Origin of the sequence: Variovorax sp. KK3 (genome assembly GCF_001984055.1) — a bacterium.
Classification (GTDB): domain Bacteria; phylum Pseudomonadota; class Gammaproteobacteria; order Burkholderiales; family Burkholderiaceae_C; genus Variovorax.
The window spans coordinates 37232-49695 of the sequence record NZ_LYVO01000052.1 but is presented as its reverse complement, the minus strand read 5'-3'; the positions used below and the strand labels follow the sequence as shown (position 1 = coordinate 49695).

11 protein-coding genes are annotated in these 12464 nt (G+C 67.5%); 4 read left to right on the top strand and 7 right to left on the bottom strand.

Features of this window, described 5'->3' with window-relative positions; translation table 11 throughout:
- The first annotated feature begins 76 nt into the window (after positions 1–76).
- From lptB to B0W80_RS22515, 3 genes are read left to right on the top strand one after another with little or no spacing between them, the layout of a single operon-like run.
- Positions 77–886 carry an LPS export ABC transporter ATP-binding protein gene (lptB, locus tag B0W80_RS22525; RefSeq protein WP_077001389.1) on the top strand — a complete coding sequence of 270 codons (810 nt, stop codon included), beginning with the start codon at positions 77–79 and terminating at the stop codon, positions 884–886.
- An 11-nt stretch (positions 887–897) separates the two neighbouring features.
- Positions 898–2547, top strand: a complete 1650-nt coding sequence (gene rpoN, locus B0W80_RS22520; protein WP_077001388.1) for an RNA polymerase factor sigma-54 — start codon at positions 898–900, stop codon at positions 2545–2547.
- A gap of 35 nt (positions 2548–2582) precedes the next feature.
- The gene (locus B0W80_RS22515) at positions 2583–4160 is read left to right on the top strand and encodes a phospholipase D-like domain-containing protein (RefSeq protein ID WP_077001398.1); all 1578 of its coding nucleotides are present in this window, start codon (positions 2583–2585) and stop codon (positions 4158–4160) included.
- An 86-nt stretch (positions 4161–4246) separates the two neighbouring features.
- On the opposite strand, the gene B0W80_RS22510 is transcribed toward B0W80_RS22515, so the two are convergent.
- The 7 genes from B0W80_RS22510 to B0W80_RS22480 all read right to left on the bottom strand — a co-directional run bounded on the left by B0W80_RS22510 (position 4247) and on the right by B0W80_RS22480 (position 11034).
- On the bottom strand, positions 4247–4921 hold the full coding sequence (locus B0W80_RS22510; protein WP_143684740.1) for a YceI family protein: 675 nt from the start codon (positions 4919–4921) through the stop codon (positions 4247–4249).
- Positions 4922–4946: 25 nt separating this feature from the next.
- Positions 4947–5537 (bottom strand): YceI family protein, encoded by a 591-nt coding sequence (locus B0W80_RS22505; protein WP_077001387.1) that lies wholly within the window; start codon positions 5535–5537, stop codon positions 4947–4949.
- Entirely contained in the window at positions 5534–6145 is a 612-nt protein-coding gene (locus B0W80_RS22500; protein ID WP_077001386.1) for a cytochrome b, read from the bottom strand. Before B0W80_RS22500 ends, B0W80_RS22505 begins: the two co-directional genes overlap by 4 nt.
- 222 nt (positions 6146–6367) lie before the next feature.
- Complete coding sequence (locus tag B0W80_RS22495; protein ID WP_143684739.1) at positions 6368–6658, bottom strand: hypothetical protein; 291 nt, start codon at positions 6656–6658, stop codon at positions 6368–6370.
- Between the two features lie 162 nt (positions 6659–6820).
- Positions 6821–8293 carry a hypothetical protein gene (locus B0W80_RS22490; RefSeq protein ID WP_143684738.1) on the bottom strand — a complete coding sequence of 491 codons (1473 nt, stop codon included), beginning with the start codon at positions 8291–8293 and terminating at the stop codon, positions 6821–6823.
- A 96-nt stretch (positions 8294–8389) separates the two neighbouring features.
- The gene (locus B0W80_RS22485; protein WP_077001383.1) at positions 8390–10381 is read right to left on the bottom strand and encodes an ATP-binding protein; all 1992 of its coding nucleotides are present in this window, start codon (positions 10379–10381) and stop codon (positions 8390–8392) included.
- The gene (locus B0W80_RS22480) at positions 10381–11034 is read right to left on the bottom strand and encodes a response regulator transcription factor (RefSeq protein WP_077001382.1); all 654 of its coding nucleotides are present in this window, start codon (positions 11032–11034) and stop codon (positions 10381–10383) included. Before B0W80_RS22480 ends, B0W80_RS22485 begins: the two co-directional genes overlap by 1 nt.
- Before the next feature lie 140 nt (positions 11035–11174).
- Here B0W80_RS22480 and B0W80_RS22475 point away from each other — a divergent pair, with 140 nt between their 5' ends.
- Positions 11175–12401, top strand: a complete 1227-nt coding sequence (locus B0W80_RS22475; RefSeq protein WP_077001381.1) for a class I SAM-dependent RNA methyltransferase — start codon at positions 11175–11177, stop codon at positions 12399–12401.
- Positions 12402–12464: the final 63 nt, after the last annotated feature.

Genomic DNA, 12464 nt, shown 5'->3' with positions numbered 1-12464 from the left:
CCGCCACCCAGCCCAAGGCCCAGGCGCCCGGCCAGGGCCTGCGCCCCACCACCGCGCTCGGCGGGGAATCGCGCCAGTGAACGACGAAGCCCGCACGGTCCCTGGCCGCGTCAACGGCGGCGCCGGTACGTCCGGCAGCCGCCTCGAGGCGCGCGGTCTCCAGAAGAGCTACGGCAGCCGCAAGGTCGTCAAGGACGTTTCGCTCGGCGTCGAAAAGGGCGAGGTGGTCGGTCTGCTGGGCCCCAACGGCGCCGGCAAGACCACGTCGTTCTACATGATCGTCGGCCTGGTGCGGGCCGATGCCGGAGAGATCAGCATCGACGGTGAGCCCATCGCGCACATGCCGATCCATCGCCGGGCCCGCATGGGCTTGAGCTACCTGCCGCAAGAGGCCTCGATCTTCCGCAAGCTCACGGTCGAGGAAAACGTGCGCGCCGTGCTCGAACTGCAGCGCGAGCCCAACGGCGACGGCCGGGCGCTGCCCTTGCCCAAGGCCCGCATCGAAGAGCGCCTGAGCGAGTTGCTGCACGACCTGCGCGTGGACCACCTGCGCGATTCGCCGGCGCTGGCGCTGTCGGGCGGCGAGCGCCGCCGCGTCGAGATCGCGCGTGCGCTGGCCACGCAGCCCCGCTTCATCCTGCTCGACGAGCCCTTCGCCGGCATCGACCCGATTGCGGTGATCGAGATCCAGCGCATCATCAATTTCCTGAAGGAGCGCGGCATCGGCGTGCTCATCACCGACCACAACGTGCGTGAGACGCTGGGCATCTGCGACCACGCTTTCATCATCAGCGACGGGCATGTGCTGGCACAAGGCACGCCTTCGGAGATCGTCGACAACGCCGAGGTACGGCGCGTGTACCTGGGCGAGCATTTCCGGATGTAAGGCCGACGTACATGAAGCAAGGGCTCTCGCTGCGCGTTTCGCAGCACCTCGCGCTGACGCCCCAACTGCAGCAGTCGATCCGGCTGCTGCAGCTGTCGACGCTCGAGCTGGGCCAGGAGGTCGAGCAGATGCTCGACGAAAACCCTTTCCTGGAACGCGCCGCCGACGAAGCGCCGCGCGAGGAGTTCGGCCTGGAAGCCGCCGACACGCCGGTGCGCGACGACGACCGCCAGTCCGAAGCCGTAGAAGCCTCGGAAGCCTCCGATGCCTTCGACGCCTCGGCAACGGAAAGCGATTACACGCCCGGCGCATCATCGTCCTCGTCCTCCGAAAGCGCCTCGGCGTCGGCCGGCGAAGGCGAGTCGGCCACCGGCACCGAGGGCTCCGACAGCCCCGAGACCGAGCCCGGCTGGGAAGGCGACGGCACGGCCGACATGGCGCCCGACGACAGCGAGTGGGGCGGCGACGCCCCCGCCCGCAACAACAGCGGCCCTGGCGACGAGGAGCGCCCCGATGCCACCGAGCTCGCCCGCAGCCAGGAGTCGCTGCAGTCCTTCCTGCACCGCCAGGCGCTGTCGCTGCGCCTCGAAGACAACGACCGCGCGGCCCTGCGCTTCCTGATCGAATCGCTCAACGACGACGGCTACCTTGAAGATTCGCTGCCCGCGCTGGCCTCGGGCCTGGCCGGCGACGACAACGACCAGTTCGACGACCTGGTCCATCACTTCCAGGTTGCGCTGGGCCTGCTGCAGAGCCTGGAGCCGGCCGGCGTCGGCGCGCGCAGCCTGGCCGAGTGCCTCACCATCCAGCTGCGCGCGCAGCAGGACGAGGACGACACCGACGAGGAAGAGCAGGTGCGCCGCACCGCGATGGCCATCTGCAAGCAGCCGATGGAGCTGCTGGCCAAGCGCGACTTCAAGCGACTCGCCACGCTCACGCGCAGCAACGAGGACGAGGTGCGCTCCGCGCTGCAGCTCATCGCCCGGCTCGAACCCAAGCCCGGGCGCCGCTTCGTCGACGTCGAGCGCAACATCGTCATCCCGGACGTCATCGTCACCCGCATCGGCCAGGGCGGCAATGCGAAGTTCCGCGTCATGCTCAATCCCGAGGTCATGCCGCGGCTGCGCGTGCACGACATCTATGCCGGCGCGCTGAAGGCGCACAAGGGCGAAGGCAGCCAGGCGCTGTCGCAGCGGCTGCAGGAGGCGCGCTGGTTCATCAAGAACATCCAGCAGCGCTTCGACACCATCCTGCGCGTGTCCAACGCCATCGTCGAGCGGCAGAAGAGCTACTTCGTCCACGGCGAGCTGGCCATGCGGCCGCTGGTGCTGCGCGAGATCGCCGACGAACTCGGCCTGCACGAATCGACCATCAGCCGCGTGACGACCGCCAAGTACATGGCCACGCCCTACGGCACGGTCGAGCTCAAGTACTTCTTCGGCTCGGCGCTGGGCACGGAGACCGGCGGCAATGCGTCCAGCACCGCGGTGCGCGCGCTGATCAAGCAGTTCGTGAGCGCCGAGGATGTGAAGAAGCCTTTGTCGGACAGCCAGGTGTCCGAGATGCTCAAGGAGCAGGGCATCGAATGCGCGCGCCGCACCGTGGCCAAGTACCGCGAGGCGCTGCGCATCGCGCCCGCGAACCTGCGCAAGGCCTTGTAGCGATGAACGCGCGCCCGAGCCTGTGGCCGCACTGGATGCGTCTGGGCCTGGGCTTGGCACTGGTGGCGCTGCTGCTGCTCGCGAGCGGCTGCGCCATGCTCCCCGCCGATTTCGAGCGCACCGCCTCGAAGGCCGTGCCGCTCGACGCGGGCACCGCCCTCGGCCGCATCGCCAAGGCCTCGCAACCCGACCCCGACCTGAGCGGCTTTCGGCTGCTGCCCGGCGGCGACTACGCGCTCAACACCCGCCTCGAGCTGGCGCGCCGCGCCGAGCGCACGCTCGACGTGCAGTACTACCAGATCTACAACGACGAGACCGGCCGCTACCTGATGCGCACCCTGCGCGACGCCGCCCGGCGCGGCGTGCGCGTGCGCCTGCTGATGGACGACCTGTACACCTCGGGCGAAGACGAACTGCTGCTCGCGCTGGCGGCCACGCCCAACGTCGAGCTGCGCCTCTTCAATCCGTTCCCCGCGGGCCGCGGCAGCATGCTCGGGCGCTTTTCCGCGTCGCTCTTCGACTTCAGCCGCGTCAACCGGCGCATGCACAACAAGCTCTTCATTGCCGACGGCGCGATGGCCGTGGCCGGCGGCCGCAACATCGGCAACGAGTACTTCACGCAGACGGCCGGTGCCAACTTCATCGACCTCGACACCTTCGTCGCCGGCGCGCTGATCCCGCGCCTGGCCAGCCTGTTCGACCAGTACTGGAACAGCGAACACGTGCGGCCCATCGAAGCGGTGATCGCCACGCAGGTGCCGCGCGAGGCGCGCCAGCGCCGCTTCGAGGAACTCACGGCGCCCGCCACGACGCCCGCGCCGCGCGCGCCGCCACCGAACGACCTGCTGGGCTACGGCCCGATCCGCGACGACATCCAGGCCGGCCGGCTCGACCTCATCTGGACCCGCGCCGAGGCCTACGCCGATTCGCCCGACCGCGTGGTCGGAAAGCAGGCCAGCTACGGCGGCATCCCGTTGATGGACGTCGACAGCGTTCGCTACAACGTCATCGAGCAGATCCGGCGCGGGCGCTCCGACGTCACCATCGTCTCGCCCTACCTCATCCCCGGCAAGGGCGGGCTCGAGGCCATGCGCGAGGTGCGCGGCCGCGGCATGAAGATCAGCGTGGTCACCAATTCGCTCGCCGCGACCGACGAGCCGGTGGTGCACACCGGCTACCGGCGCTACCGGCCCGACATGCTGCGCCTGGACACCGAAATCCACGAACTCAGCTCGCAGCGCACCCGCCGCAGCGTGCGGCTGGGCCTCTTCGGCACGCAGGTCGGCCGGCTGCATGCCAAGTCGGCCGTGATCGACGGGCGCGTGCTCTTCGTCGGCTCGATGAACTTCGACCCGCGCTCCGAGGTGCACAACACCGAGATCGGCCTCATCATCTTCAGCCGCGAGATGGCGCAGCAGGTGCTCAAGATCATCGAGGTGCTCAAGCAGCAGGGCGCCTACCGCGTGCGCTTCGCGCCCGGCACCGAGCGCATCGAATGGGTGAGCGACGAAGCCGGCGTCGAGCAGGTGCTGACCACGGAGCCCGATTCGACCCTGTGGGATCGTGTGATGCTGGAGATCCTGGCGCCGCTGGCGCCGGAGAGTCTGCTGTAAAGCATGCAAACGCATGCAGATGGCATGCAGATGGCATGCAGATGCCGCCGAGAAAGCCGAGGTGGTCACAGCCTGTGACCACCGACTCAGCTCCCGCCGGTGATGTTCACCGCCTCCACCTGCACCAGCAACCGCACCCTGTCCTCGAACCCGAACGGAATGCCCCAGGTGATGCCCCAGTTGCTGCGCTCCACGATGGTTTCGAAATCGCCGCCGCACACCTGCCGCTTGATCAGCGGGCTCAGGTAGCAGCCGAAGCGGCTGGCCTTCAGCTTCACCGGCTTGGTCTGGCCCATCAGGGTCAGCGTGCCGTCGACCTCGGTCACCTTGTCGCCGCTGAAGTCGATCTTGTCGGCCACGAACCGGGCCACCGGAAACTCGGCGACGTTGAAGAAGTCCCGGCTCAGCACGTGGCGGTTGAGCAGGTCGACCCCGGTGTTGACGGAGCTGATGTCCATCGTGATGTCGATCTTGCCGGCCCTGCCGTTGGGGTCGATCTTGATCGTGCCGTCCTTGGTGCTGAAGCGGCCGCGGTTGGTGGTGGTGCCGTAGTGGCCCATCTCGTACATCACGAAGGTGTGGGTAGGGTCGACCACATAACTGGCGCCCTTGACCGGCCCGCCTGCGGGCTGGGCGGCCATCTCGGGCGCGGTCTGCGCGAAGGCCTGGGGCGCCGCGGTCGCGACCGCGGCGACGGCAGCGACAAGGGCCCCTGTTGCCGCAGCGAGCTTCTTCAACGTGACGGGTTTGGGCTTGGGCATGGGGGTGGATGCGTGCATGGCGTGTTCAAAGGGGCTTCAGCCCGGTCAGGACCAGCTTGAAGCGCACCTGCACTTCGTCGCCGACCATGGCTGTGTCGGTCCATTCACCTTCGCCGACCTTGAAGGCGAGGCGCTGGATCGTAAAGCTTCCGGTTGCGGTCGAGCGCTCGCCCGACTGCGTGATCGCCACCGGCACCACGAGTTCCTGGCTGCGACCCTTGAGGGTCAGCCGGCCCGCGACCTCGAAACGCCCGCCACCCAGGCTCTTGATGGCGTTCGACTGAAAGCTGGCTTGCGGAAAGCGCGCGGTGTCGAACCACGGCGGCTTGGGCAGCTCGGCGTCGCTCTGCGGCACGCCCAGCGTGGCGCTGGCCATGTCGATCTGCAGCGTCACCGTGCCGCCCTCGGGCTTCTTCGGGTCGAAGCCGATCTGGGCCTCGAACTTGCGGAACTCGCCTTCGACCGGCACCCCCATCTGCTTGCTGACGAAGGCGATCTGGCCCTGGCCCGGGACCAGCTTGGCCATGGGCTCGCCGCCGGCCGCGCAGGCACCGGCGGCCGCGGCGAGCAGGGCGGACGCGAGCAGCGCGCGCCAGCCAGGATGGAACGAACTCATCTGCGATGCCCCTGGTGCGAAAGCGGCCACATGCGGTCCATCAGCCCGTCACGGTCCACCCAATGGTGCTTGAGCGCCGCCGCCGCATGCAGCGAGGCCACGGCCGCCAGTGTGAAGGCGCTGCCCTGGTGCAGCGGCTTGAGCACGGCCTCGGCGAGCTGCTTGTCGACCGGCACGAGGTCCGGCAACGGCACCAGGCCCAACCAGACGATCGGAAAGCCCAGCGCCGAGCTGTAGGCCCAGCCGGCCAGCGGCACCGCGAAGAACAGCAGGTACAGCAGCAGGTGTGTGCCGCGGTGCGCCACCAGCTGCCAGCCCGGCATGGCGGCCACGATGCAGGCCGGCAGCGGCGGCGGCGGGTGCGACAGGCGCCACAGCAGCCGCAGCGCGGTCAGGCCGAGGATGGTGATGCCGGCCCACTTGTGCCAATTGAAGAGCTTGAGCCGAAGCGGCGAGAAAGGCAGGCCCGACATGTAGAGCCCGACGCTGAAGGACGTGACGATCATCAGCGCGAGCAGCCAGTGCAGCGTCATCGCGACCGCGCCGTAGCGCCGGGCGGCGACGCGTGGGGGTGCAAGGGCCTCGGGACGGGGCGGCTCGGCGGACATGCCCGGAGCATAAGCCCGCGGGCGCGTCGTCCGGCGGCCGCGGGGCGTGCGCCCGCCGTCGTCTCGCGCTCTCAAAAGGACTTCAGGCCAGGCTCCAGTGCGAGATCAGCAGCAGGCCCAGGCCGAGCACGGACAGCAGCAGGCAGGGCACGACGGCCCACGGCGCATCGCGGGGCTCGCGGGCTTGGCTGGTGGCGTTCATGGTCGCTCTCCGGGTCTGGCTCAGAAGGTGGCGACCGGCTCGTCTGGCACGGGCGTCGGCTGGCCCAGCACGTCGCTGGCCGCTGGCACGGGCGAGGGGTTGTCGGTAGTGCCCGGAAATGCCGACGTGCGAACCGGCGCCGTGGTGCTGGCCTCTGCCTGCCAGTGGCCCAGCAAGGCCAGCGCGGCCAGCATCACCGCGGCGGCCGCCAGCGAGCCCAGCATCAGCCGCGGCAGGCTGGATGGGCGTCGGGCAGGGCGGCGCGAGAACCATGAGGGCGAACGGGTCGGGTTCCGATGGGGGCTCTGCATGGCGCTTCCTTCCTGCTTTCAAACACGGGGCGCTCGAGGCGTCCGTGCATGCAATCTAGAAAGAACGCGCCGTGCCGGGAATTCCGCGTTCGCGTCAGGCATCCCGCGAATGCGGGAGCATCGGGTGCAAGGCGAGGTGGTGAAGACACCAGGCCGGTTGGGCTACTTTTTCGTCTGCAAAGGCCGGGGGTCGACCAGGTCGGCCAGTTCCTCACCGCTGACCCTGCTCAGCCGCCACACGAATCTGCCGATTTGAGTGACGACGTCCGCTGGCAAGTATTGTTTGCTGAGCAGGCATGCAAATGCACCCGTGAATACAAATCTTCGTTCCGCGTCCTGATTTTGCTTTATGCACCAATCGATGATTTCGATTTCCTGTTCGATCTGTATTCGATAGAAGCTTGGAAGACGATTCCACCACTTGCCATGATTGTGGTCCATGCTGTATTCGCAGGTCAGGCTGCGCAGATTGAGGTTGTGCCAAACGCCCATACGAAGGGCTTCAAAACCGGACAACCGAGGGTGGTTGTTGTGCAACTTCAGATCGATCAGCGACACATTGTTTTTGAGTATCGCGCCAATGGCCTTGAAGCCCGCGTTATCGAATTTGTTAAAACTGAGGTCGAGTTCTTCGAGCGAATCATTTGTTTTCAGCATGCCGGCAAGTGCTGCGACGCCTTCGTTCCCAATGCCACAAAAAGCAAGGTCCAGCGTTTTCAACGAGGTATTGCTTGCCATGGATGCAGCGATCTGCTTGGCAACTTCATTGTTGATTTCTGGGCCACCGAGCGCCAATACCAACAGGGGGGTTGAAAGCAGTCTGCGAATACTTGCTTGGGTGATGCCTCCATCCGTGATTTCCAGTGTCTGCACATTGGACTTTTCCAGGAGCTTGCAGATGTGCTCAACGCCTGAATCCTTCAGGCGATTTCCTACAAACTGCAGGCTCAGGAGATTTCGATTGCGGGCCACGGACTCAGCGATCAAGAAAGCGCAAGCCTCGTCAATTTCGTTGTACGAAAAAATCAAAGATTCGAGGCTGGTATTGCTTTTCAAAGCTTGGATCACGATCGAACCATCTTCGGTATTCATGGGTAATCCGGTCAGGCTGAAGAGCTTCAGTGATCGGTTATTGTCCAAGATGGCAGCGACGGGTTCTCCGAACCACTTTGTCCCGAAGCTATGTAGCGACAGGTCGGTTAAGCTCGAAAGATTTTGCAATGCGCGTGCAATTCTTTCGAAATCGAGATCGATAAGACTCGTGATATCGAGGCCCAAGCGATCGAGCGAACAATCAGGATCGGCAATGAAATCGACAAACGCATCGACCGCGACGGCTCGACTGGTCAGATGAAGCGTTTCCGGAAATCCCTGCCCCATTGCCTGGAGCATTGCAATTTTTCCCCCGCTGTCGAGCTTTGGCCAGTCGAGGATGGCATTGACGAGCATCGAACGCTGGGAGTCGTCATGCAGATGCAATTGATGGAAATTGCCCGGCAGAGCAAGCTCCTTGTCATAAATGATCTCGTCCAGTGTTTTTGTCAGTTGCTCGATTGGAAAGTTATTCGATTTTTCCCGTTCCGCGATAGTGCCGATACGCGGGCTGGAAGAATTGCTTCTGCTGTTGATATTCAAAATAGCTCCGGGGTGGTCTTAGGGGAGGGCAGGCACGTCAACTTGCCCGGAGCTGGGTAACGACCCGTCGCGAAAGCATTCCAGACAGCTTGCGATTCACGCCGGCGTTGCGGCAGCCGCCGTCATCGGCAGGCGCAAAAGCACACGGCTGCCGCCCGCGGTGCCCGGCCGCAGCTCGAGCGTGCCGCCCAGCCGTCGGGCCCGCGCCTGCATGTTGCGCAGGCCGTGGCCCTCGCGCCGCGGTTCGGGTGCCAGCCCGCGGCCGTTGTCTTCGACGGCCATCTCCAGCAAGTCGCCAGCGCGGCGCAGGCGCACCTGCACCTGGCTGGCGTGCGCGTGCTTGAGCACGTTGGTCAAGGCCTCTTGCGCCACACGCAGCAGTTGCAGCGCGGCATGCGGCGACAGCGTCATGCCGTCTTCCGGCAACTCGACGTCCCAGGCCGGATGCACGCCGGCCGCCACGAGCTGGCCTTCCCATCGGAACATGAAGTTGCCCAGCGCCGCACCCAGGTCGTGCTCGCCGGAGGCCAGTGCATCGAGTGCGAGCCGCATGTCGGCGATGCAGGCGCGCAGCATCGTCGCGGTCTGCTGCGCATCCATGTCGCCGCGCTCCACCCGCGACAGCGAGGTGAACAGCTGCGAGCCCAGCCCGTCGTGCAGGTCGCGCATGATCAGCTGGCGTTCTTCCGAGGCGGCATGCTCGCGCTCGAGCGCGGCCAGGCGCTGGTAGTTGTCGGCCAGCGCGCGTTCGCGGTCGGCCACGCGGGTTTCGAGCGTGCGGTTGAGGTCTTCCAGCGAACGCAGCGTGCGCAGGAAGCGCGACACGAGCAGCGCGCCCATGGCCAGCAGCAGCGTGTTCGAGCCGTAGTGCAGCAGGTGGATGCGGTGGCCGGTCCACGTCGGCAGCACGCGCGCGAGCAGCGCCGGGTTCCAGGTCAGCAGGTAGTCGTGGATGCCCACGAGCACCGCGAAAGCCATCACCGCGAACAGCGCCGCCGCGGTCAGCGTGCCGCGGCGCCGGGCATAGACGAAGGCGATGGCGATGATCAGCAGGCCCACGCCCACCATGCCGCCCAGCCACCAGCGCGCGATGGCCAGCTCGGCCTCGAAGCCGCCGATGGCGAACCACAACGGCCCCACCAGCCCGTAGCCGACCAGCGCGCGGTCCAGCCATCGTCGGCGCACGCCTGCGTAGTGCAGCGTGAACACCGCCATCACGATCACGAAGCCGCCGGTCGCGCATTGGTAGAACACGCGCCACCAGTGCCAGGGCCCGATCGGCATGCTGTCGATCAGAAAGGTCATGGTGCGCACGGCCCACAGCGCCGCGGCCAGCCCGAAGAGGCCGTAGAGCACCTCTTCGCGGCGCCGCCACCAGATGAAGGCGACGAAGCCGGCCGACAGGAAGGACACCACCACCGTCAGCTCCGGCACCGTGCGCACCCAGAACAGGCGGCGGTTGTGCAGCGGCTGGATCTGGTCCAGCGGGCCGATGCGCAGCTGCGGAAAGCGCAGCGGGTATTCCTTCGACGGCGCGGCGCGAATCGCGATCTCGTTGGGCCCCGGACGCAGCAGCGAGGGCGGCAGCAGCGCCATCTGCGGCCGGTAGGTGCGTGCATGCAGGGCCGGGCTGCTTTCTGCCACGCTGCCGATCAGGCCGCCGTTGAGCCAGATCTCGCCGCCGTCGTAGAGGTAGGGCACGTAGACGGCCCACGCGGTCTGGCGCGCCGGGTCGTCGGGGTAGACGAAGCCGACGCGATACCACGCCGGCACCAGCGCCAGCGATGGGCGCGAATAGCCCGCGTCGTCGGGCAGCATCACTGGCTGCCAGGCCGCGCCAGGCGGTGGCGGACTGCGCTGCACCTCCGGGGCCGCGTATACCTGTGCCACGCGCGGCGTCTGCACGGTTGGCTGCACTGCCGCCTGCGCCGCCGCCTGTGCCGCCGCCTGTGCCGCCGCCTGTGCCGCCGCCTGTGCCGCCGCCTGTGCCGCCGCATCAGCGAACGTGGCAAGGCATGCCAGCAGCATCGCCGCCGACGCACGCAGCAGAACGCCGCACAGCGCGCCGGCAAGGCGCGCTGCACGCATCACAGCAGCCCCATCTGGCTCGCTTCGTAGACCGCCTCGCCGCGCGAATGCACGGCCAGCTTGCGGTAGATCTTCTTGACGTGCGCCACCACGGTATGCGGCGAGATGCCGGTCAGCTCGCCGATGGTCTCGAAGCTCAGGCCCTTGGCGGCCAGCCGCAGGATCTCGGTCTCGCGTTCGGTCAGCGGCGAGGGCGGCACGTCCTTGGCCGGTGCGGGCTGCGGCGCCGTGCTGATGCGAAAGCGCGAGAGCACGCGCCGCGCGATGCTGGGGCTGATCGGCGAGCCGCCCGCGCGCAGCTCGTGGATGCTGCCGGCGATGCGATCGGCACCCGCGTCCTTCAGCAGGTAGCCGGTGGCGCCGGCCTCGATGGAGTCGACCACGTGCTGGTCGTCGCCGAACATCGTGACCACCAGCACGTCGCATTGCGGGTGCTTGCGCGCCGCGTGGAGGATCACGTCCACGCCGTCGATGTCGGGCAGACCCAGGTCGACCAGCATGACGTCGGGCGGCTGCGCATCGAGCATCGCGATGCCGGCGCGGCCGTTGGCGACGGCGCCGACCAGGTTCAGCGCCGGGTCGGCCAGCACCGCATCCGAGAAGCGGCGCAGGAACTCGGGTTCGTCTTCGACGATCAGCACGCTGGTGGTCATGGCTGCCCTTCGGCGATGCGACGCGCGCATTCTCCCACCCGGTGTGCGCGGCAGCCATCGCGCGAAGGCGCTATGCCACCGGGGTCGGCGAAGGTGCGCGGGCGCGCCGAAGCCTGCATGGGATACTGACCGCCTCCCCCATGAACGAGCTTTCCCTTTTTCTTCCCTGCGCCGCCGGCGTGGAAGACTTCCTGGCCCAGGAAGTGCACGCCTTGACCGGTCGCGCCGGCCAGGACCTGCTGAGCCTGCGCGGCGGCGTGCGGGTGCGCGCCGACTGGCGCGACGCGCTGCGGCTCAACCTGCACAGCCGGCTCGCGCAACGCGTGCTGATCGAGCTGTCCCATGCGCCTTACGGCAGCGAGCACGACCTGTACGCCATCGCGAGCGGCGTGGCCTGGGAGATCTGGTTCACGGCCAGGAACACCTTCAAGATCGAGACCACGGCCCAGCAGAGTCCGCTCAAGAGCCTCAACTTCGCCACCCTGCGCATCAAGGACGCGATCGTCGACCGCTTCCGCGAGCGCGCCGGCGGCGTGCGCCCGAGCATCGAGACCCGCTGGCCCGACGCGCGCGTGTTCGCGCACCTCGACGCCACCCACTGCACGCTGTACATCGACACCTCCGGCGAGTCGCTCTTCAAGCGCGGATGGCGCCAGGACAAGGGCGACGCACCGCTCAAGGAAACCCTGGCCGCCGCCATGCTGGCCGCCAGCGGCTGGTGGAACCCCGAGACCGGCGAGATCGCGAACGCACCGCTCTACGACCCGTGCTGCGGCAGCGGCACCATCGCGATCGAGGCGGCGCAGTTGGCGCTGGGCATCGCGGCGGGCAGCGTGCGGCGCTTCGGCTTCGAGAAGCTGTTGCCCTTTCAGGCGCACGTGTGGGCGGCGCTCAAGGCTGAAGCGCAGGCGGCGGTGCGCACGTCGACCGCGGCGCCTATCTTCGGCTCCGACGTGTCGCACCGCATGGTCGACTTCGCGCAGCGCAATGCCGAGCGGGCCGGCGTCGCGGCCGCGGTGCAGTTCCGCGGCGGCGATGCCTTGCAGCGCATGCCGCCTGCCGAGTCGGGCGTGATCGTGCTCAATCCGCCCTATGGCGAGCGCATCGAGGTCGGCGGCGTCACGCGCGGCCGCCGCGAGCAGGCGCAGACCGAGGACGGCGGCGAGTTCTTCCAGCAGCTGGCCAGCCACTGGAAGAAGAGCTTCGCCGGCTGGACCGCCTGGGTGCTCACGCCCGACCTGCAACTGCCCAAGCGCATGCGGCTCAAGGAATCGCGCCGCGTGCCGATGTGGAACGGGCCCATCGAATGCCGGCTCTTCCGCTTCGACATGGTGGCGGGCTCGGCGCGCGGCAAGCCGGCCGCCTGAGCATCGCGATCGCGCGGCCCTCTGCGCCGCACCGCCCGATGGCCTAGCCGGTTCGGCCGATGG

What these genes read in the sequence shown, in the direction of transcription:
- B0W80_RS22485 (WP_077001383.1), bottom strand. Translation starts at nt 10,381, where the DNA reads ATGCGTGCAGCGCGCCTTGCCGGCGCGCTGTGCGGCGTTCTGCTGCGT.
- B0W80_RS22515 (WP_077001398.1), top strand. Translation starts at nt 2,583, where the DNA reads ATGCGTCTGGGCCTGGGCTTGGCACTGGTGGCGCTGCTGCTGCTCGCG.
- B0W80_RS22480 (WP_077001382.1), bottom strand. Translation starts at nt 11,034, where the DNA reads ATGACCACCAGCGTGCTGATCGTCGAAGACGAACCCGAGTTCCTGCGC.
- B0W80_RS22500 (WP_077001386.1), bottom strand. Translation starts at nt 6,145, where the DNA reads ATGTCCGCCGAGCCGCCCCGTCCCGAGGCCCTTGCACCCCCACGCGTC.
- rpoN (WP_077001388.1), top strand. Translation starts at nt 898, where the DNA reads ATGAAGCAAGGGCTCTCGCTGCGCGTTTCGCAGCACCTCGCGCTGACG.
- B0W80_RS22505 (WP_077001387.1), bottom strand. Translation starts at nt 5,537, where the DNA reads ATGAGTTCGTTCCATCCTGGCTGGCGCGCGCTGCTCGCGTCCGCCCTG.
- B0W80_RS22510 (WP_143684740.1), bottom strand. Translation starts at nt 4,921, where the DNA reads ATGCCCAAGCCCAAACCCGTCACGTTGAAGAAGCTCGCTGCGGCAACA.
- B0W80_RS22495 (WP_143684739.1), bottom strand. Translation starts at nt 6,658, where the DNA reads ATGCAGAGCCCCCATCGGAACCCGACCCGTTCGCCCTCATGGTTCTCG.
- B0W80_RS22475 (WP_077001381.1), top strand. Translation starts at nt 11,175, where the DNA reads ATGAACGAGCTTTCCCTTTTTCTTCCCTGCGCCGCCGGCGTGGAAGAC.